Source organism: Sphingomonas sp. P3_C6 (assembly GCF_056402595.1).
Map to the genome: position 1 here is coordinate 192390 of NZ_JBFUHB010000002.1, position 17690 is coordinate 210079.

General features: G+C 64.9%; 19 protein-coding genes and 1 tRNA gene. 18 read left to right on the top strand and 2 right to left on the bottom strand.

Going from position 1 to position 17690, the window contains the following annotated elements; translation table 11 throughout:
• Nucleotides 1-112: 112 nt before the first annotated feature.
• The 11 genes from pyrH to AC1DT7_RS04350 all read left to right on the top strand — a co-directional run bounded on the left by pyrH (nt 113) and on the right by AC1DT7_RS04350 (nt 9967).
• Nucleotides 113-859, top strand: a complete 747-nt coding sequence (gene pyrH / locus AC1DT7_RS04300) for a UMP kinase (RefSeq protein ID WP_478034641.1) — start codon at nt 113-115, stop codon at nt 857-859.
• Complete coding sequence (frr, locus tag AC1DT7_RS04305) at nt 843-1400, top strand: ribosome recycling factor (protein WP_478034492.1); 558 nt, start codon at nt 843-845, stop codon at nt 1398-1400. Before pyrH ends, frr begins: the two co-directional genes overlap by 17 nt.
• A gap of 14 nt (nt 1401-1414) precedes the next feature.
• Nucleotides 1415-2140, top strand: coding sequence for an isoprenyl transferase (locus AC1DT7_RS04310; RefSeq protein WP_478034642.1), 726 nt, complete (start codon nt 1415-1417; stop codon nt 2138-2140).
• Nucleotides 2137-2931 (top strand): phosphatidate cytidylyltransferase, encoded by a 795-nt coding sequence (locus AC1DT7_RS04315; protein WP_478034494.1) that lies wholly within the window; start codon nt 2137-2139, stop codon nt 2929-2931. Before AC1DT7_RS04310 ends, AC1DT7_RS04315 begins: the two co-directional genes overlap by 4 nt.
• A complete protein-coding gene (locus AC1DT7_RS04320) occupies nt 2928-4085 on the top strand; it encodes a 1-deoxy-D-xylulose-5-phosphate reductoisomerase (RefSeq protein ID WP_478034495.1) in 1158 nt (385 codons plus the stop codon). The genes AC1DT7_RS04315 and AC1DT7_RS04320 overlap by 4 nt, the downstream gene beginning before the upstream one ends.
• Nucleotides 4082-5215: an RIP metalloprotease RseP gene (rseP, locus tag AC1DT7_RS04325; RefSeq protein WP_478034496.1), complete on the top strand. Its 1134-nt coding sequence runs from the start codon at nt 4082-4084 to the stop codon at nt 5213-5215. Before AC1DT7_RS04320 ends, rseP begins: the two co-directional genes overlap by 4 nt.
• A 64-nt stretch (nt 5216-5279) precedes the next feature.
• Nucleotides 5280-8033, top strand: coding sequence for an outer membrane protein assembly factor BamA (gene bamA / locus AC1DT7_RS04330; RefSeq protein ID WP_478034497.1), 2754 nt, complete (start codon nt 5280-5282; stop codon nt 8031-8033).
• A complete protein-coding gene (locus AC1DT7_RS04335) occupies nt 8033-8734 on the top strand; it encodes an OmpH/Skp family outer membrane protein (protein ID WP_478034498.1) in 702 nt (233 codons plus the stop codon). Before bamA ends, AC1DT7_RS04335 begins: the two co-directional genes overlap by 1 nt.
• Nucleotides 8731-9207, top strand: a complete 477-nt coding sequence (gene fabZ, locus AC1DT7_RS04340) for a 3-hydroxyacyl-ACP dehydratase FabZ (RefSeq protein WP_478034499.1) — start codon at nt 8731-8733, stop codon at nt 9205-9207. The genes AC1DT7_RS04335 and fabZ overlap by 4 nt, the downstream gene beginning before the upstream one ends.
• Nucleotides 9208-9304: 97 nt before the next feature.
• Complete coding sequence (gene rpmE / locus AC1DT7_RS04345) at nt 9305-9535, top strand: 50S ribosomal protein L31 (protein WP_478034501.1); 231 nt, start codon at nt 9305-9307, stop codon at nt 9533-9535.
• A 93-nt stretch (nt 9536-9628) separates the two neighbouring features.
• Entirely contained in the window at nt 9629-9967 is a 339-nt protein-coding gene (locus tag AC1DT7_RS04350) for a PilZ domain-containing protein (protein ID WP_478034502.1), read from the top strand.
• Between the two features lie 21 nt (nt 9968-9988).
• Here the strand turns inward: AC1DT7_RS04350 and AC1DT7_RS04355 are convergent.
• Nucleotides 9989-10078: transfer RNA gene (locus AC1DT7_RS04355), tRNA-Ser, on the bottom strand.
• A gap of 123 nt (nt 10079-10201) precedes the next feature.
• On the opposite strand from AC1DT7_RS04355, the gene AC1DT7_RS04360 reads away from it, so the two are divergent.
• From AC1DT7_RS04360 to AC1DT7_RS04390, 7 genes are all read left to right on the top strand, one after another.
• On the top strand, nt 10202-11221 hold the full coding sequence (locus AC1DT7_RS04360; protein WP_478034504.1) for a lytic murein transglycosylase: 1020 nt from the start codon (nt 10202-10204) through the stop codon (nt 11219-11221).
• Entirely contained in the window at nt 11205-12113 is a 909-nt protein-coding gene (locus AC1DT7_RS04365; protein ID WP_478034505.1) for an SPOR domain-containing protein, read from the top strand. The genes AC1DT7_RS04360 and AC1DT7_RS04365 overlap by 17 nt, the downstream gene beginning before the upstream one ends.
• A gap of 26 nt (nt 12114-12139) precedes the next feature.
• Complete coding sequence (locus tag AC1DT7_RS04370; RefSeq protein ID WP_478034506.1) at nt 12140-13309, top strand: D-alanyl-D-alanine carboxypeptidase family protein; 1170 nt, start codon at nt 12140-12142, stop codon at nt 13307-13309.
• Nucleotides 13306-13935 carry a dTMP kinase gene (tmk, locus tag AC1DT7_RS04375; protein ID WP_478034507.1) on the top strand — a complete coding sequence of 210 codons (630 nt, stop codon included), beginning with the start codon at nt 13306-13308 and terminating at the stop codon, nt 13933-13935. Before AC1DT7_RS04370 ends, tmk begins: the two co-directional genes overlap by 4 nt.
• Nucleotides 13932-14912, top strand: a complete 981-nt coding sequence (locus tag AC1DT7_RS04380; RefSeq protein ID WP_478034508.1) for an AAA family ATPase — start codon at nt 13932-13934, stop codon at nt 14910-14912. Before tmk ends, AC1DT7_RS04380 begins: the two co-directional genes overlap by 4 nt.
• A gap of 444 nt (nt 14913-15356) precedes the next feature.
• The gene (locus tag AC1DT7_RS04385; protein ID WP_478034509.1) at nt 15357-16034 is read left to right on the top strand and encodes a response regulator transcription factor; all 678 of its coding nucleotides are present in this window, start codon (nt 15357-15359) and stop codon (nt 16032-16034) included.
• Complete coding sequence (locus AC1DT7_RS04390; protein WP_478034511.1) at nt 16034-17368, top strand: HAMP domain-containing sensor histidine kinase; 1335 nt, start codon at nt 16034-16036, stop codon at nt 17366-17368. The genes AC1DT7_RS04385 and AC1DT7_RS04390 overlap by 1 nt, the downstream gene beginning before the upstream one ends.
• Before the next feature lie 65 nt (nt 17369-17433).
• Here the strand turns inward: AC1DT7_RS04390 and AC1DT7_RS04395 are convergent, their stop codons facing one another.
• A complete protein-coding gene (locus AC1DT7_RS04395; RefSeq protein ID WP_478034513.1) occupies nt 17434-17598 on the bottom strand; it encodes a YrhB domain-containing protein in 165 nt (54 codons plus the stop codon).
• Between the last annotated feature and the right edge of the window lie 92 nt (nt 17599-17690).

Here is a 17690-nt window from a genome sequence, read left to right on the forward strand (position 1 = left end):
ACGTGAATGTTGCATCGAATTTGCACGCTTCGCGGGCGGTATCATCGCTTGGCATCGCGCTGGCGCCCGACTAAGGTCCGCGCCGCCCCAGACCCTCAGCATGTTGGAACTTGTGACGATACCGCGCTTCAAACGCATTCTGCTGAAATTGTCTGGTGAGGTCCTGATGGGTCCGAACCAGTTCGGTATAGATCCGGCGACCGTCGATCGTGTCGCCGGCGAGATCAAGGCCGCCAAGGAGGCCGGGCATGAACTGTGCCTTGTGGTTGGCGGGGGCAATATCTTCCGCGGCCTGGCTGCTGCGGCCAAGGGATTCGATCGCACCAGCGCCGATTATATGGGCATGCTCGCGACGGTGATGAACGCCCTGGCGGTTCAGAACGCGCTGGAGAAGATCGGGGTCGAAACCCGGGTCCAGTCTGCGATCCCGATGGCCAGCGTGTGCGAGCCCTATATCCGCCGCCGCGCCGAGCGCCATATCGAGAAGGGGCGGATCGTGATCTTCGCGGCCGGTACCGGCAACCCGTTCTTCACCACGGACACCGCCGCCGCGCTCCGCGCCGCCGAAATGAATTGCGATGCGCTGTTCAAGGGCACCAGCGTCGACGGTGTCTATGATGCCGACCCCAAGATCGTACCGACCGCGACGCGGTATGAGAGCCTGAGCTTCGGCCGGGTACTTGCCGACAATCTCAAGGTAATGGACGCCGCTGCGGTGGCGCTGTGCCGCGAGAACGATATTCCGATCGTCGTGTTCAACATCCGTGGCGAGGGCAACCTTGCTGCTGTCCTACGGGGCGAAGGAACATCGACGATCGTCAGAAACGAAGAGGAGGAAGCCAATGGCCGCCTACGATAAGGCCGATCTCGAACGCCGCATGGCAGGCGCTGTCGAGGCCCTGAAACACGATCTGGGCGGCTTGCGCACCGGCCGTGCTTCGACCTCGCTGCTCGATCCGGTGACCGTGGAGGTCTATGGGTCGCACATGCCGCTCAACACCATCGCGACCGTTTCGGCGCCCGAGCCGCGCATGCTGTCGGTTCAGGTGTGGGACAAGTCGAACGTCGGCCCGGCCGACAAGGCGATCCGCTCGGCCGGTCTGGGCCTCAATCCGATCGTCGACGGCACCACTCTGCGCCTGCCGATCCCGGACCTGACGGAGGAGCGCCGCAAGGAGTTGGCGAAGCTCGCCGGCCAATATGCCGAAAAGGCGCGCATCGCGGCCCGCAACGTTCGCCGCGACGGTAATGACAGCCTGAAGACCGACGAGAAGAAGGGCGTCATCTCCGAGGATGAACGCAAGCGCCACGAGACCGAGGTGCAGAAGCTGACCGACAGCACCATCGCCGAGATCGACGCCGCCGCTTCGTCCAAGGAAAAGGAAATCCTGGGCAAGTGAGTTCATCGCCCGCCATGGTCCCGATCCCGGCCGGAGGCGCGACCGTGCTGCCGCGCCATATCGCGATCATCATGGACGGCAATGGCCGCTGGGCGAAGAAGCGGCATCTGCCGCGGATCGCCGGGCATCGCCAGGGCGTCGAGGCAGTCCGCCGCGTGTCCCGCGCGGCGCGGGCGATGGGGATCGAGGCACTGACGCTCTATGCCTTCTCGTCCGAGAACTGGCGCCGTCCCGAGGACGAGGTCAGTGACCTGATGGGCCTGTTGCGGCTGTTCATCCGAACCGATCTCGACGAGATGGTGCGCGAGAATGTCCGCCTGCGCGTGATCGGCGACTATCGCCGTTTCTCGCCCGACCTGGTCTCGCTGGTCGAGGAGGCGGTCGCAAGAACCTCCGGCAACACCGGCCCGATCCTGGTGATCGCGCTCAACTATGGCGCCCAGGCCGAGATCGCCGCCGCTGCGCGTCGCCTGGCCGAAAAGGTGCGTGAAGGCACGCTCGATCCATCGATGATCGACCCCGCCGCGATCGAGGCTGAACTCGACACCAGCGATTTGCCGCCGCTCGACCTGCTGATCCGCACCTCGGGCGAGATCCGCCTGTCCAATTTCCTGCTGTGGCAGGCGGCCTATGCCGAGTTGCTGTTCGTCGACACGCTATGGCCCGATTTCGATGCGACGACCCTTGCCGATGCGGTCGCTGCATTCGGCAATCGCCAACGCCGCTTCGGAGGCCTGTGACCGCACCTTCCTCGCCCAAGCGTTCTTCGGACCTTGCGATCCGTTCGGTGGTCGGCATCGGACTGGTCGCCGTCGCGCTGACGGCCTTGTGGCTGGGGGACATCGTCTTCTGGGTGCTCTGCGCTGTGCTCGGCATCTGCATGATGGGCGAATGGGCGGATCTGGACAAGGCATCGGCCAGCCAGAAGCGGCTTTCCCAGTTCGCGCTGTCGGTGCCGCTGGCGATCATGGCGCCGATCGCGGCCGGGCCGGATTTCTTCGCGCTCGGGCTCATCGCTGCCGCTGCCTTCTTCATCGTCATCGTCCAGCGGCGCCCGACCCTGGCACTGGGCGCGGTCTATGTCGGACTACCGGTCCTCGCGCTGTTGCTGATCCGCAAGCATGAAGACGGAATCGTCTTCACGCTCTGGGCGCTTGCTCTGGTGTGGGTGTGCGACATCGGCGCCTATTTCAGCGGCCGCGCGATTGGTGGCCCGAAGCTTGCCCCGGCGATCAGCCCGAACAAGACCTGGGCCGGCCTGGTTGGCGGCGTCCTGCTGGCAAGCGCGTTCGGCGCCGCGATGCATGTCTTTTACGGACTGCCCTGGCGCCTGACCTTGGCCACGCCGGCGCTTGCGGTGGTGGCGCAGGCCGGCGACCTGTTCGAAAGCTGGCTGAAGCGCCGCGCCGGGGTGAAAGACAGCGGCACCTTGTTACCCGGACATGGCGGCATCCTGGATCGCCTGGACGGGCTGGTTCCCGTCGCACCGCTGGCCGCCTTCCTCGTCATCCTGCCGAAATTCTATTCATGAAGACAGTCACTATCCTTGGCGCGACCGGATCGGTCGGCACTTCCACCCTCGACCTGATCGAGCGGGAGCCCGAACGGTTCGAGGTCGTCGCGCTGACCGCCAATTGCGATGCCGAAAAGCTCGCAAAGGCGGCGATCCGGACCAATGCCCGATTCGCGGTGGTTGCGGATGAAAGCTGCCTGCCCGATCTGCGTGCCGCGCTTGCCGGTTCGGGCATCGCCGCGGCGGGCGGGCGCGACGCCCTGTGTGAAGCCGCCGCGATGGGCGCCGACATCACGATGGGAGCGATCGTAGGTTGCGCCGGCCTCGAACCCGTCATGGCGGCGATCGGGCAGGGCGGCACGGTGATCCTTGCCAACAAGGAACCGCTGGTTTCGGCCGGCGATGTGGTGCTTGCCGCCGCCGAACAGCACGGCGCGGTCCTGTTGCCTGCCGATTCCGAACATAACGCAATCTTCCAGTGCTTCGATTTTACCCGGCCCGAGCGGGTACGGCGTATCGTCCTCACGGCGAGTGGCGGTCCGTTCCGCGACTGGCCGACCGAGAAGATGCGCGGCGTGACGCTCGAACAGGCCGTGGCGCATCCCAATTGGTCGATGGGTGCGAAGATCTCCGTCGACTCGGCCACGCTGATGAACAAGGGCCTCGAACTGATCGAGGCTGCGAGACTGTTCCCGGTCCCATCCGACCGAATCGAGATCATTCTGCATCGGCAGTCGGTGATCCATTCGATGGTCGAATATGTCGACGGATCGATGCTGGCGCAGCTCGGCCCACCGGACATGCGTACGCCGATCGCTTATTGCCTTGCATGGCCCGACCGGATGCAAACGCCGATGGCCCCGCTCGATCTGATCGCGATCGGGCGGCTCGACTTCGAGGCACCCGATCCCGTGCGCTTCCCGGCTCTGAGGCTGGCCCGGCAGGCGCTGGAGGCAGGAGGCGCGCGCCCCGCGATCCTCAATGCGGCAAACGAGATCGCCGTGGCTGCATTCCTCGATCGGCGTGTCGGCTTCCTCGAAATTGCCGCAATCGTCGCCGATACCCTCGATCGCTACGACCCGCCCGCCCCCGAGACGCTTGACGACGTCCTTATCGTGGACGCGGAAGCACGAAGGCTTGCGGGCGAGCGTGTAAAGGACTGCGTCGCTTGATCACTAGCCCTGGCCTGTTTCTGACCGTCCTTGCCTTTGCGCTCGTCATCGGGCCGCTCGTGTTCCTTCACGAGATGGGCCATTATCTTGCTGGCCGGCTGTTCGGGGTGAAGGTCGAAGCCTTCTCGATCGGTTTCGGACAAGAGATTTTCGGTATCACCGACAAGCGCGGTACGCGCTGGAAGTTCGGGTGGCTGCCGCTGGGCGGCTATGTGCGCTTCGCTGGCGACATGAACCCGGCAAGCGTGCCGGATGCCGAATGGCTGATGCTGCCGCCCGAAGAGCGCGCAAGGACCTTCCCGTCCAAGCCGGTGTGGCAGCGCGCGATCATTGTCGCGGCAGGCCCCGTCACGAATTTCGTGATTGCGATCCTGATCCTGGCCGGCTTTGCGTTGGCTTATGGTGACAGCCGCACACCAGCTGTGGCTGGCGCGATTTCCCCCAACGGAGCGGCGGCGAAAGCTGGACTGCAGCCGGGCGATCGCATCATCGCATTGGGTGGGCGGTCGGTCGAAACCTTCGACGACATGGTCCGGTATGTGCGAATCCGTGCCGGCGAGCGGGTCACCATCGATTTTGCCCGGGGCGACGCGCGGATGTCGAGCGCGGCGGTGATCGGGACGATCGAAGAGCGCGACAGGTTCGGCAATGTGTATCGGATGGGCCGACTTGGCATCGCCAATGCTCGACCGGTGCTGGTGGATGTGAGCCTGATCGAAGCGCCTGGAGTCGCGGTTCGTCAGACTGGCGAGATCGTCAGCATGATGGTGGAGACGCTGGGCCAGGTCATCACGGGGCGGCGCTCGGTGAAGGAACTGGGCGGGCCGCTCAGTATCGCGAAAGTGTCGGGCGAGCAGCTCTCGCTGGGCCTTCCGGCCTTTGTCTGGCTGATCGCACTGGTGTCGATTAATCTGGGATTCATCAACCTCTTGCCAGTTCCCATGCTGGATGGTGGTCATCTGTTCTTTTACGCAATCGAGGCGATCCGGCGTAAGCCGGTCGAGCCTCAGGTGCAGGAGTGGGCGTTCCGTGGCGGCCTTGCAGCGCTTCTTGCGCTGATGCTGCTGGTTACGTTCAACGATCTCGGGTCGTTGGGCTTGTGGAACAATTTGGCCGGCTTGATCGGCTGACGTGGTTGAGGCAGGGCAGGCTTTCAAGAGCGGCCCGCGTAATTTCTCCGACTGGGGTGGGATAGTGACAGCGATCAAGGTTTCAACAATCGGCGCCCGCGCCACCGTGCTGCTTTTGGCGGGCACGATGCTGTCAGGCGTGCCGATGGCCGCGAGTGCCCAGACCGCGGCCGGGCCTGCTGCACCGCCTGCAGCGCCGAGGCCGGCGCTGCCGGAGGCGCAGGTTGCGCCGCCAGTGACGCGGACGATCAAGTCGCTGCGCGTCGAAGGATCGCAGCGCATCGAAGCCGATACGGTGCTGTCCTATACGAAGCTGCGTGTCGGTACCGCCTTCACCAACGAGACGCTCGATCAGGCGATCAAGGATCTCTACGCCAGCGACCTGTTCGCCGACGTGTCGATCAGCGGTGCCGAATCGGGCGATATCGTGCTGCGTATCCGCGAGAATCCGGTGATCAACCGCGTACTGCTCGAGGGCAACAAGCGGTTGAAGGAAGACAAGATCAAGAAGGAGATCAAGCTCGCGCCGCGGCAGATATTCACCCGCACCGCCGTCCGCCAGGACGTCGGCCGCATCATCGAGCTGTATCGCCGCCAGGGCCGCTTCGCCGCGGTCGTCGAGCCGAAGATGGTCGCACTCGACCAGAACCGGGTCGATGTCGTGTTCGAGATCAACGAAGGCCCGAAATCGAAGGTCCGGCAGATCAACATCCTCGGCAACGAGGTGTTTTCAGACGGGAAGCTGCGCGGCGAGATGGCGACCAAGCAGGCGCGCCTCACGACGCTCCTGAGCTCGAACACGAGCTACGACCAGGATCGCATGGCGTATGACCAACAGAAGATGCGTCAGTTCTACCTGACCAACGGCTATGCCGATTTCCGCGTGACGTCTGCGGTGGCCGAGCTGACGCCGGACAAGAAGGACTTCATCATCACCTACGTGGTGGAGGAGGGGCCTCGCTACAAATTCGGCGACGTGACGGTCGACAGCGACATCCGCGACTTCGACAACAAGCGGCTTGCCGCCACCCTGCCGATGCACAAGGGAGAGTGGTACAATGCCAAGCAGGTCGAGGACGCGATCGACTCACTGAGCGAATCGACCGGGCTGTTCGGCTATGCCTTCACCGAGGTGAATCCCGAGTATAACCGCGACAAAGAAACGCTGACGATGGGGATCAATTTCCACATCGCGGCGGCACAGCGCAGCTATGTCGAGCGGATCGATATCAACGGTAACACGCAGACCCAGGACAAGGTCATCCGGCGCGAAATCCGTCTGTCCGAGGGTGACGCGTTCAACAGCTTCCAGGTCAAGCGTTCGCAGGACCGCATCAACTCGCTCGGCTTCTTCCAGGAGAAGTTCGAGATCAAGAAGACGCAGGGGTCTGCTCCCGACCGCGTCGTGCTGACCGCCGACCTACAGGAAAAATCGACCGGCGAACTGTCGCTATCGGCCGGGTATTCGAGCCTCGAGAAGTTCATCATCCAGGCTTCGATCCGCCAGCGCAACTTCCGTGGCAAGGGCCAGGAACTGCGCGCCAGCGTGAATTATTCGAGCTATTCGAAGTCGGTCGAGCTGGGTTTCACCGAACCTTATCTGTTCGACAAGAACATTGCGGTCGGCGGTGATCTCTTCCGGCGCGATTACAACGCGTTCAACTACGGCATCAACAACGAGCGCCAGACAACCTACACGCAGGTTTCGACTGGTTTCCAGCTCCGTGCAGGCCTGCCGTTGACCGAATATTGGCAGTTCGCCGCACGCTACGGCCTGTCCTACGATCAGGTCGGTCTCGACAAGAACACCTATTACACGAACGGGGTTTGCGACCGGTTGCGTGCGGGCAACTATCTCTGCGACGCGATCGGCAATCGCTGGACCTCCTCGGTCGGTTTCTCGCTGATCAACGACAGCCTGAACAGCCGCCTGCGGCCGAGTGCCGGCAAGCGCATGGTCCTCAGTGCGGATTTCGCCGGCCTTGGCGGCGACGTGAAATATGTTCGTACCCGTTTCGAGGGCGCCAAATATTGGGGCCTGGGCAGCGGGTTCATTCTCTCGGTCAATGGCGAGGGCGGTTATATCAAATCGCTCGAGGGCAGCCGCGGGGCTGGCATCGACAAGGTGCGTATCACCGATCGCTTCTATCTGGGCGAGCCTGATTTCCGCGGCTTCGACATCCGCGGCGTGGGCCCGCGTGTGCAGCGCATCGGCTATACCACCGACGCAAGCGGCAATCAGACGTTGAATACCGACCGAACCCAGTTCATCGACGACGCGCTGGGCGGCCGGGCTTATTATCTGGGTCGGCTCGAAATGGAGATTCCGCTGGGCGCAGGTGCGCGCGAGATGGGCCTGCGGCCGTCGATCTATATTCAGGCTGGCGCTCTGTTCGGGATCACGCGGCCGCTGCCGACCGTGACCTTCCCGGTCAAGATCGATCCGGTCACCGGCCGGAAGACCGTCCTTCCGCTCGAAACCCAGGTGTTCGACGGCAACGGCCATCTGCTGTATCAGGTGCCGGGAACCGACGCGGATCATGGCGGCACGGTTACCACCTGCGCCGTCGGCTTTTCCTCGACGCTCGGCGGCACGGATTGCGCCGGCACGTCGATCAACACGGCTGTTACCAATACGACAGATCCGTTCTTCGAACGTTTTGGCGGTGATTCCGCCAAACCCAGGCTTTCGGTTGGTGCCGGGGTCAACTGGAACTCGCCGTTCGGGCCGCTTCGCATCGACGTAGCGTACGCCCTGCTCAAGAACCCGACCGACGACACCAAACTGGTTACATTCAACGTAGGGACACAATTCTGATGAAGACGTACAAGAAGGTTCTGCTGGCCACGGCGCTCGTCGCGCCGGGCCTGATGGTCGCCGCGGCGGGTGCCCAGGCACAGACCGTCGCCATGCTCGATCCGGATGCTGCCATGCAGAATTCGAAGGTCTGGACGACGACCTGGACCACCATCGACACCACCTACAAGGCGCAGCTCGATCAGGCGAAGACCCGTAACGAGGCGATCAATCGCGAGATCCAGCCGCTGCTGAAGGCGCTGGACGCTAATGGCGACGGCCAGCTTTCGCAGGAAGAGATCCAGCGTGCGCGCGACGCCAAGCGTCCCGAACTCGCCCAGATTGAGCAGAAGCAGGCTGCCGGCCAGGCCGAGCTCGGCACGATGCTTCAGCCGGTGACCCGCGCGCGGCTGTACCTGCAGGAGCAGGTCGGCTCAAAGGTCCCCGATGCGGTGACCAGCGTCGTCAAGACGCGCAAGGTCGGCCTGATCGTGAAGCCGGAAGCAGTGCTGATGCTGGGTGATGCGACCGCCGACATCACGCCGGCCGTGAGCGCCGAGATCGACCGCACTCTGACCAGCGTCGCGGTGCCACCGCCGGCCGCATGGCAGCCCAAGGCGCAGGGCCAGCAAGGTCAGCAGGCGGCGCCTGCACCGGCCGCACCTGGAGCCGCAGCTCCTGCCGCTGGCGGCCGCCCCGCGACGAGGCCGCAGGGCCGGTGACCGACGCGGTGACGACGGGAACGCTGGGCCCGCTCGATATCGGGCGGGTCATGGCGGCGCTCCCCCATCGTTACCCGATGCTACTGGTCGACCGTGTCGAGGAGATTGTCCTCGACCGGTCGATCGTGGCGATCAAGGCGGTGACGATCAACGAGGGCTTCTTCCAGGGACATTTCCCCGGCCGCCCGATCATGCCCGGCGTGCTGATCGTCGAGGCGATGGCGCAGGCCGCGGGCATCCTCGCGGTCGAGTCGCTCGGCCTCGCCGGTTCGGGCAAGCTCGTCTATTTCATGTCGATCGACGAGGTGAAGTTCCGCAAGCCGGTGGAGCCGGGTGTGTTGCTGCACCTCGAGGTCGAGATCGTGCAGAAGAGCGCCCGCGCCACCAAGTTCGCGGGGCGCGCGCTCGTCGACGGCAAGCTTGCCGCCGAGGCCAAGTTCATGGCGATGATCACCGATCCGCCAAAGGCCTGACGCGAATATACCCACAGGTTGCGCTAACGGGGCGGCTCTGTTAGGGGCCGCGCCTTCGCTGCTGGTCGGAAACCAGCGGCTTTTCGGAGATTTGCACGTGAAGAAAAACACCCATCCCGATTATCACACCATCAAGGTGCAGATGACCGACGGTACCCAGTTCGAGACCCGCTCGACCTGGGGCAAGGAAGGCGATCTGATGACGCTGGACATCGATCCGCTCGCGCATCCGGCATGGACCGGCGGCCGTGGCACGATGCTCGATTCGGGCGGCCAGGTTGCGCGCTTCAACAAGCGCTTTGGTGGGCTGACGCTCAACAAGAAGTAAGGCGCTTCAAGGTAGTGGGCGCGCCGTCGTTAATGGCGCGTTAGCTATCGAGGACTAGGCTTTCCCTTGTCGCACCAACGCGAGAGGGAAGCCATGTTCGCTGCCGAATTCGAACCAGCCTTGAGCAATGGACGCCGGCGCAGCCCGCGGGCGCCGGTGTCTCTCGATGCGCGCCTCGGGCGTGGCGGATTCGACCGCGCGTTGTGCAAGGTGACCGACATTTCGCTTCACGGCGCGCGGATCCATACCTATTCGAGCCTGCGCAAGGGCTCGATGATCTGGCTGACATTGCCGCGTCTCGGCCAGGTCGCGGCGACGATCATGTGGGCTGACGATTTCGAGGCCGGCTGCCAGTTCCAGCGTCCGCTCGACGATGGCGCTTTCGCGACGCTCGCCGATTACGGCCTTCGTCCCCAGCCGCGCGCGGCCTGAACAGCCCCAACGCGAATGATTTGGCGGAGAGGGTGGGATTCGAACCCACGGTGAGCTTGCACCCACGGCGGTTTTCAAGACCGCTGCCTTAAACCACTCGGCCACCTCTCCGCTCGATCGGCCCTTAGAGCGCCTGCGCTCTTTTGTGCAAGGCCTGCGACTATAGGGGTTCATGTCCCGCGGGGGCTGTGCCAAAGTCCGGTGATGCGGGGTTTTCCTAAACGATTGACCAGAATGACGGGCGCGGCGCTTGCGGCTGTCCTGTGCCTGTCCGCCGGCAGCTCTGCCGCCGCGCAGGATGAAGCCGGCTTCCAGGCCTATCTCGGCACACTGCGCGGCGAGGCCCAGGCGCGTGGCGTCAGCCGTGCGACGCTCGATGCGGTGATGCCGGGCCTCACGCTCAATACCAGGGTGATCGAGCTCGACCGGGCGCAGCCCGGCAGCGCCAGCACGCCTTCGGCCGTTCCCAATTTCGCCCCCTACAAGGCGCAGCATGTCGATACGGCGCGGATCACGCGCGGGCGCCAGGCCTATCTCGCCCAGCGCAGCCGGCTGGCACGGATCGAGCGCGAGACTGGCGTGCCCGAATCGATCATGGTCGCGATCTGGGGGCATGAAACCAATTACGGCAGGGTGATGGGCGGGTTCGACCTGCCACGCGCTCTCGCCACGCTGGCCTATGAGGGGCGCCGTCGCGACCTGTTCGCCGACGAGTTTATCTCGGCGCTGCTGATGGTAGATCGCGGCGTGCCGATCTCTCAGCTCAAGGGCAGCTGGGCGGGTGCCACCGGCGGGCCGCAATTCCTGCCGTCCATCTATCTCCGCCTTGCCCGCGATGGGGACGGGGACGGTCGCGCCGACATCTGGACGAGCGAGGCCGATACGCTGGCATCGATCGGCAATTATTTCGCCAATGCCGGCTGGCGGCCGGGCCAGCCCTGGGGGCTGGCGGTGAACCTGCCGGCAAGCTTCGACCGCAACCTCGTCACCAATCGGATGATCTCGCCGCGCTGCCCGCGCGTATTCGCGCGGCACAGCGGCTGGAAGACGATGGCGGAGTGGCGCGCGATGGGCCTGGTGCCGCAGACTCGCGGCTGGGCCGCCGACAATGTCCTGGCAACGCTGATGGAGCCCGATGGTCCGGGCAAGACCGCCTATCTGCTGACCGGCAACTACCGGGTGATCCTCGACTACAACTGCTCCAATTTCTATGCGCTTTCCGTGGGGTTGCTCGCCGATGCCGTTGAACAATAGCGGCAAGGTCGCGCTGGTACTCCTCATCGCGGGCAGCGGAGGGGTGAGCTACGGCCAGCGCGTGATGCCGCCGCCGCAATATGATCCGCCGCGCGCCAATGTGCCGGTCTCGACGCTCGACCAGCCAGCGCCTGCCGACCTGCCCCAGGGGCCAGGGCCGCGCGGCACATCCGGGCAGGAGCAGCGCTACGATATGGTCGGCTATGCCGGCGCGTTCGATGGCGGTGCCCCGCAATATTCGACCGCTACGGTCAGCGTCGGCCATTCGGGCTTGCCCGTCGGCTCCTATGTGGAACTGACCGCGCTCGATACGGGACGGACGATCGTTGCGCTGGTCGCAGGACCGGGTGGCAGTGGCAGAAGCATCGTCGACCTGTCGCCGGCGGCCGCGCAGCAACTCGGGATAGAGGTGGGCGCTCGGGTGCGCGTAAGGCTGGTGGCGCCGTCGCCGCAGGACCAGATGGCGCTCAGGTCGGGCCGGACGGCTGCGGCGCGGATGGACGCGCCACAATCGCTCCTGGTCGCGCTCCGCCACAAGCTGCCGGGCCGGAGCAGCCCTGCGTCCGTGCGACCCTCTGTGCGCACCGCCGCGCCGCCCCCAGGTGCACGCTATGCGCCGCCGGGGTCAGCGCCGCGACCTGCGCCACCGCTGCGTCCTGCACCACCGCAGGCTGCACCCGCCCGCTCGGGCTATCTTGTCCAGGTTGCCGCCTTCTCGACCCGGGAACGGGCCCAGACCGCTGCCGGGCAGGTGGGCGGGCGGATCACGCCTGCCGGCAATCTGTTCCGCGTTCAGGTTGGGCCCTTTGCCGATGCCGCGAGCGCCAAGCGCGCACGTGACGAGGCCGCCCGGCACGGCTATGCCGATGCCCGCATACTGCATATCGAGTAACCCCCTAGCGTCACGGACCTGTTGTCATGAAGAAACTGCTCGCCGCCTCCGCCCTCGCGATCGTGATGGCATGCCCCGGCGTCGCCGCCGCGCCCGATTTCCCGACTCCAGCGCCCGTCGCCTTCCTGACCGACCTTTCGACCGGTGCCATCCTGTACGCGAAGGACCCGGATCGCCGCATGCCCCCGGCGTCGATGGCGAAGATGATGACCGTTTATGTCGCGTTCGACCTGATCAAACGTGGCGAGCTGAAGCTCGACCAGCAGATCGAGGTCAGCCCTGACACCTGGAAGAAATGGCATGGGCCTGCAGCGGGTTCGACCATGTTCCTCTCGCCCGGTGAGAAGGTCAGCGTCGAGAATCTGCTGAAAGGCATCGTGACCCTGTCGGGCAATGACGCCTGTGTGGTGCTGGCCGAGGGCGTTTCGGGGACCGAGGAAGCCTTTGCCAACCTGATGAACCAGCGTGCGGCGAAGCTTGGCCTCACCAACAGCCATTTCGGCAATTCGAACGGCTGGCCGGACAATGGCGTGACCTATGTCACCGCGCGCGACCTGGCCAAGCTGGCCGCGGCGACGATCCAGGATCATCCGCAACTCTACAAGAAGTTCTACTCCCTGCCGAACTTCACCTGGGGCAAGACCCTGGGCGCCGGCGCGGACATCACCCAGGCGAACCGCGATCCGCTGCTCGGGCGCGTCGCCGGCGCCGACGGCCTGAAGACCGGCCATACCGAAGAGGCCGGCTACGGTTTTACCGGATCTGCCCAGCAGAATGGCCGCCGCCTGGTGATGGTGATGGCCGGGCTGACCAGCTCGAACCAGCGGATCGAGGAATCGGTCAAGTTCATGAACTGGGGCTTCCGCGCCTGGCAGGCCAAGCCGATCGTGGCCAAGGGCCGCAAGGTCGAGACCGCGGAGGTGCAGCTGGGCAACGCACGCACCGTCGGTCTCGTCGCGGCGACCAACCTGACCGCCACGCTGCCCGCGGGCGTCTCGCCCGACATCCAGCTCAAGGTCGTTTATGACGGGCCGATCAAGGCGCCGATCAAGGCCGGCCAGCACATTGCCGACCTGATCGTGACGACCCCGGACATGCAACCGCAGAAACTGCCGCTGGTCGCCGAGACCGATGTGGACGAGGCGGGCTTTTTCGGTCGTGCCTGGGCAGGTTTCAAAGGCCTGTTCGGCGGGTGACCACGGGTCGCTTCATCTCGCTCGAGGGAGGGGAGGGGGCCGGCAAATCGACTCAGGCGAAGCGGCTGGCGGAAGCGCTGGCCGCGCGCGGCATCGAGACGCTGGTGACGCGCGAGCCCGGCGGCAGCGAGGGCGCAGAGGCGATTCGCGGCCTGCTGATGCAGGGCGATGTCAGGCGCTGGAGCCCGCATAGCGAGGCGCTTCTGTTCGCTGCGGCGCGGGCGGATCATGTCGAGAAGATGATCCGCCCCGCGGTCGGTGCCGGGACCTGGGTGATCTGCGACCGGTTCATCGACAGCTCGCGCGCCTATCAGGGTGTGGCGGGCGGGATCGATGACGCCGCAGTGCTGGCGCTGCACGCTTTCGGATCGCGCGGCCTGCTGCCCGATCGCACCTTTGTGCTAGAAGTGCCGCCCGAACAGGGGCGCGCCCGGGCCGAGGTGCGCGACGGCGTGGGCGCCGATCGTTTCGCGGCACGGGGCGACGCCTTCCATGCCGATGTCGCCGCGGCGTTCCGGCGGTTTGCCGAGCGTGAGCCCGATCGCGTGCGGCGGATCGATGCGTCGGGCACGCCCGACATGGTGACCGAGGCGCTTCTTGCCAGCCTGGCGGATCTGCTGCCGTGACCTTGCCGGTTGGGAACGATGCGGCGCACGCAGCCTTCGCAGCGGCCGTGGAGAGCGGTGCGCTGCACCATGCCTGGCTGTTCGCTGGGCCTGAGGGCGTAGGCAAGGCGAGCTTCGCCCGGGCGGCCGCGTTGCGGCTGCTGGCTGAGGGCGCCTCGCCGGGGACGTTGCCGCCCGGTTTCGACGTGCCCGAGGGAGACCGCACCCGATCGCTGATTGCGGCCGGATCGCACCCGGATTATCGCGAGATGGCACGACTGCCCAAGGATGCCGACAAGCCGGGACAGGATCTCGCGCGGAGCATCTCCATCGCTCAGGTCCGCTCGCTCCAGCCGCTGTTCGCGACCACGCCGTCCATGTCGTCACGCCGCGTTGTGTTGATCGACGCGATCGACGATCTCGAGCGGGGCGGGGCGAACGCGCTGCTCAAGAACCTGGAGGAGCCGCCGGCCGGCACGATCTTCCTGCTGATCAGCCATGCGCCGGGCCGGTTGCTGCCGACGATCCGCTCGCGGTGCCGGCTCCTGCGCTTCGATCCGCTCGACGACAGGCTGATGGCCGGCGTGCTGCGCGCCCAACTGCCCCAGTGCGACGACGCCGAGATCGCCGCGCTGGTAAAGGCCGGGCACGGCGCGCCGGGCAGGGCGCTCGGTTTTGCCGGCCTCGAACTGGCCAAGCTTGATGACGCCATGGCCGCCATCGCGCGCGATGGCGATCCAGGCAATGCGCGTCGGACGAGGCTCGCCAAGTTGCTTGCTCCCAAGGCAGCGCAGCCGCGCTACGAGGCGTTCCTCGATCGGGCGCCTGCCTTCATTGCCTCGGCGGCGCCATCGCGGCAAGGGCGTCGATTGCAAACCGCACTCGACAGCTATGACGCGGCACGGGCGCTGGCGGCGAGTGCCCGAGGTCTGTCGCTGGATTCGCAGGCCACGGTCTACGAGATGGCCGGACTGGTAGCGAAGCTCGGCGAGGCCTGAACGGTTTCTCGACCACTTCGCCGATAGTCGGCACTTCCTTTTTCTCCGCTGTTATGTTGGATTTCATTCGCGAAATCCGCGGGTGACTCCAAACTGTTACGACCGCTTTCCGCTGTTTGCATAACAGGGGAAAATGCAGCTGCTTTTACCGCTGTAAGGACGAAAAATCGTCCAACATTCTGAACAATAGAAGGAGCCGGTCGGAGGCTGGAATTGCCCCGCCCGGCCGGAATCTGCGGCGGCGAACGGCTATATTGAATCAGAAACGTCGCCCTCCCGGGTCATGCGGCAGTTCCGTGGGGAGGCATGCGAAATGAGGGGGGCCGAGGTTCTCAAACGTCCGGGGAACCTGATCGCCCAAGACGGGTGAGATGGGCGGTTGAGATCGGGCCCACAAAGGATAAGGGGGAGCCGTCACCGACTTCCCATTGAGGGCCGAAAACAATGCGACTTCTGGTCGTGGAGGATGATCCGCGCGCGGCGAAACAGCTTGTCGCCGACCTGGCGGAACTGGGCCACGATACAGTGGTGGCGCCCGATGGGAGGGCAGCGCTCGCCATCGTCACCGACGGCAAGTTCGAGGCGGTGCTGCTCGACGTCATGCTGCCTTATGTCGATGGCGTGGGCGTGGCCAAGCTGCTGCGCGAACGCGGCATCGACGTGCCTATCATCATGCTGACCGCTCTGGCCGATCTCGACCAGAGGCTGATCGGACTGGACGCCGGCGCCGACGATTATCTGATCAAGCCCGCCGCCCCGGCCGAGATCGATGCCCGGTTGCGGGCGATCATCCGTCGCTCGGCGCGATCGACCGAATCCGGCATCATGCGGATCGGCGATATCGAGGTGAACGAGGTGAAGTACCGCGCGACGCGGGCCGGTCGTCAGCTCGTCTTGCCGAAACTCGAGTTCCAGGTGCTGTGCGAGCTGGTCCGCAACGCGAACAGCATCGTCACGCGCCAGATGTTCTACCAGAATGTCTGGAAATATGATTTCGAGCCGACGACCAACATCATCGAATCCTATATCCGCCATCTGCGGCTTCACCTGAACCGGCCGGGCGAACCCGACCCGATCGTCACCGTGCGCGGCGTCGGATACATGATCACCGACAAGAGCTGATGCGGCCCCGGTCCCTCCGCGCGATCATGACGATCTATGTGGTCGTCTTCCTGATCGCGTTGGTGGCGATCCGCACCGTCAGCTACACCCTCGACAGCGACGCGTTGCGCCGGCAGGTCGACCGCCGCCTGGCGAGCGAGGCGAGCGCGATCAGCGGCGCCGGGATTTCCCGGGCGGCGATGATCGAGCGGATCGAAGCGGCGCAGAATAGTCACGATACCGCCGACCTGTTCTACATGCTGGTGGACAAGCATGGCCGGCGGATCGCAGGCGAGCTGCGGCTGAAGCACCTGCCCCGGGTGGGCTATTCCGATTTCGGCGACGACGCCAATATCGAGGGCGTCGCCCATGGCCGTGCCCTGGCGCGCAAGGTCGGCGATGGCGATACCCTGGTGGTCGTTTCCGACAATGACGTTGTCGACGATTTCGACCGGATGCTGTTCCGGGTCCAGCTCATCGGGCTGGGCATCACCGCGCTGATCCTGATCGGCGGCGCCATCGGCATCATGATGGTGATCGGCGGACGGATGCGCGCGATGCAGCGCACGGTCGATGCCGTCATGGAAGGCGACCTGAGAAGCCGGGTACCGCTCGACGGGTCGCGTAGCGAGTTCGACCAGCAGGCGGCTGCGTTCAATCGCATGCTCGACCGGATCGATGAGCTGATGGCGAACATCAAACATGCCGCCAAGGATGTGACCCATGAGCTGAAGAGTCCGCTGGCAAGGCTGCGTGCACGGGTGGCGGCGATCGCCCGGCGTTCCGAGAGCGATCCGATCGGCGCCGATATCGCCGATATACTGGAACAGACCGACCAGATCATCGATCTGTTCGGCAGCCTGTTGCGGCTATGGGAGATCGAAGGCGGCCATCGCCGCGAGCGCTTTGCCGATGTCGATATGAGCGACCTGGTACATGAAGCGGGAGAGACGCTCCAGCATGTCTCCGAGGACGAGGGGCGGCCGCTGCATCTCGATATCGTCGACGGGCTGACCGTGCGCGGCGACCCCAATTTGCTGCGTCAGATGCTGGTCAATCTGGTCGAAAATGCCATCCGGCATACGCCGCCCGGCACGCGGATCGTGATGAGCACGGAACGGCGGGGGAATTCGGTCGTGGTTAGCGTGGCAGATAACGGGCCCGGGATACCGGATGAGGCGCATGACACCGTGATCCGCCGCTTCGGGCGACTGGAGGCCGAAGGGAAGCCGGCCGGGCAGGGGCTCGGGCTGACCCTCGTCGATGCTATCGCCCGGCTGCATGACGGCAGGCTGGTGCTGGAGGATGCGGCGCCGGGGTTGCGCGCGGTGGTGACGTTGCCGTTGCATCGCTGAACGGAAGCATTTGGCGGCTTCGCCGGGCCGGTATCCAGTTGGAAGGCCTCCGAGCGACATCCCCTTCAACGGAACAATAGCGTCTCGGGCTGCCAATCAAGCGAAGCACCTTCGATAACAGTGCCATCGTCCCGGATGACCACCGGCCCGTGGCCGATCAATCGACCTTCGGAGTTGCCAGTTTCGAGGTAGGCGCGCGACTGGTAGTAGAACGCCCAACCGGCAGACAAACGTTAGGTCACGGTCCGTCGCGATTTTAGATTCGTAGGTTAGTTCGCGCGCGCTTTCCTCGGGCACATGGAAAAGAAGCACGGAAACGGAT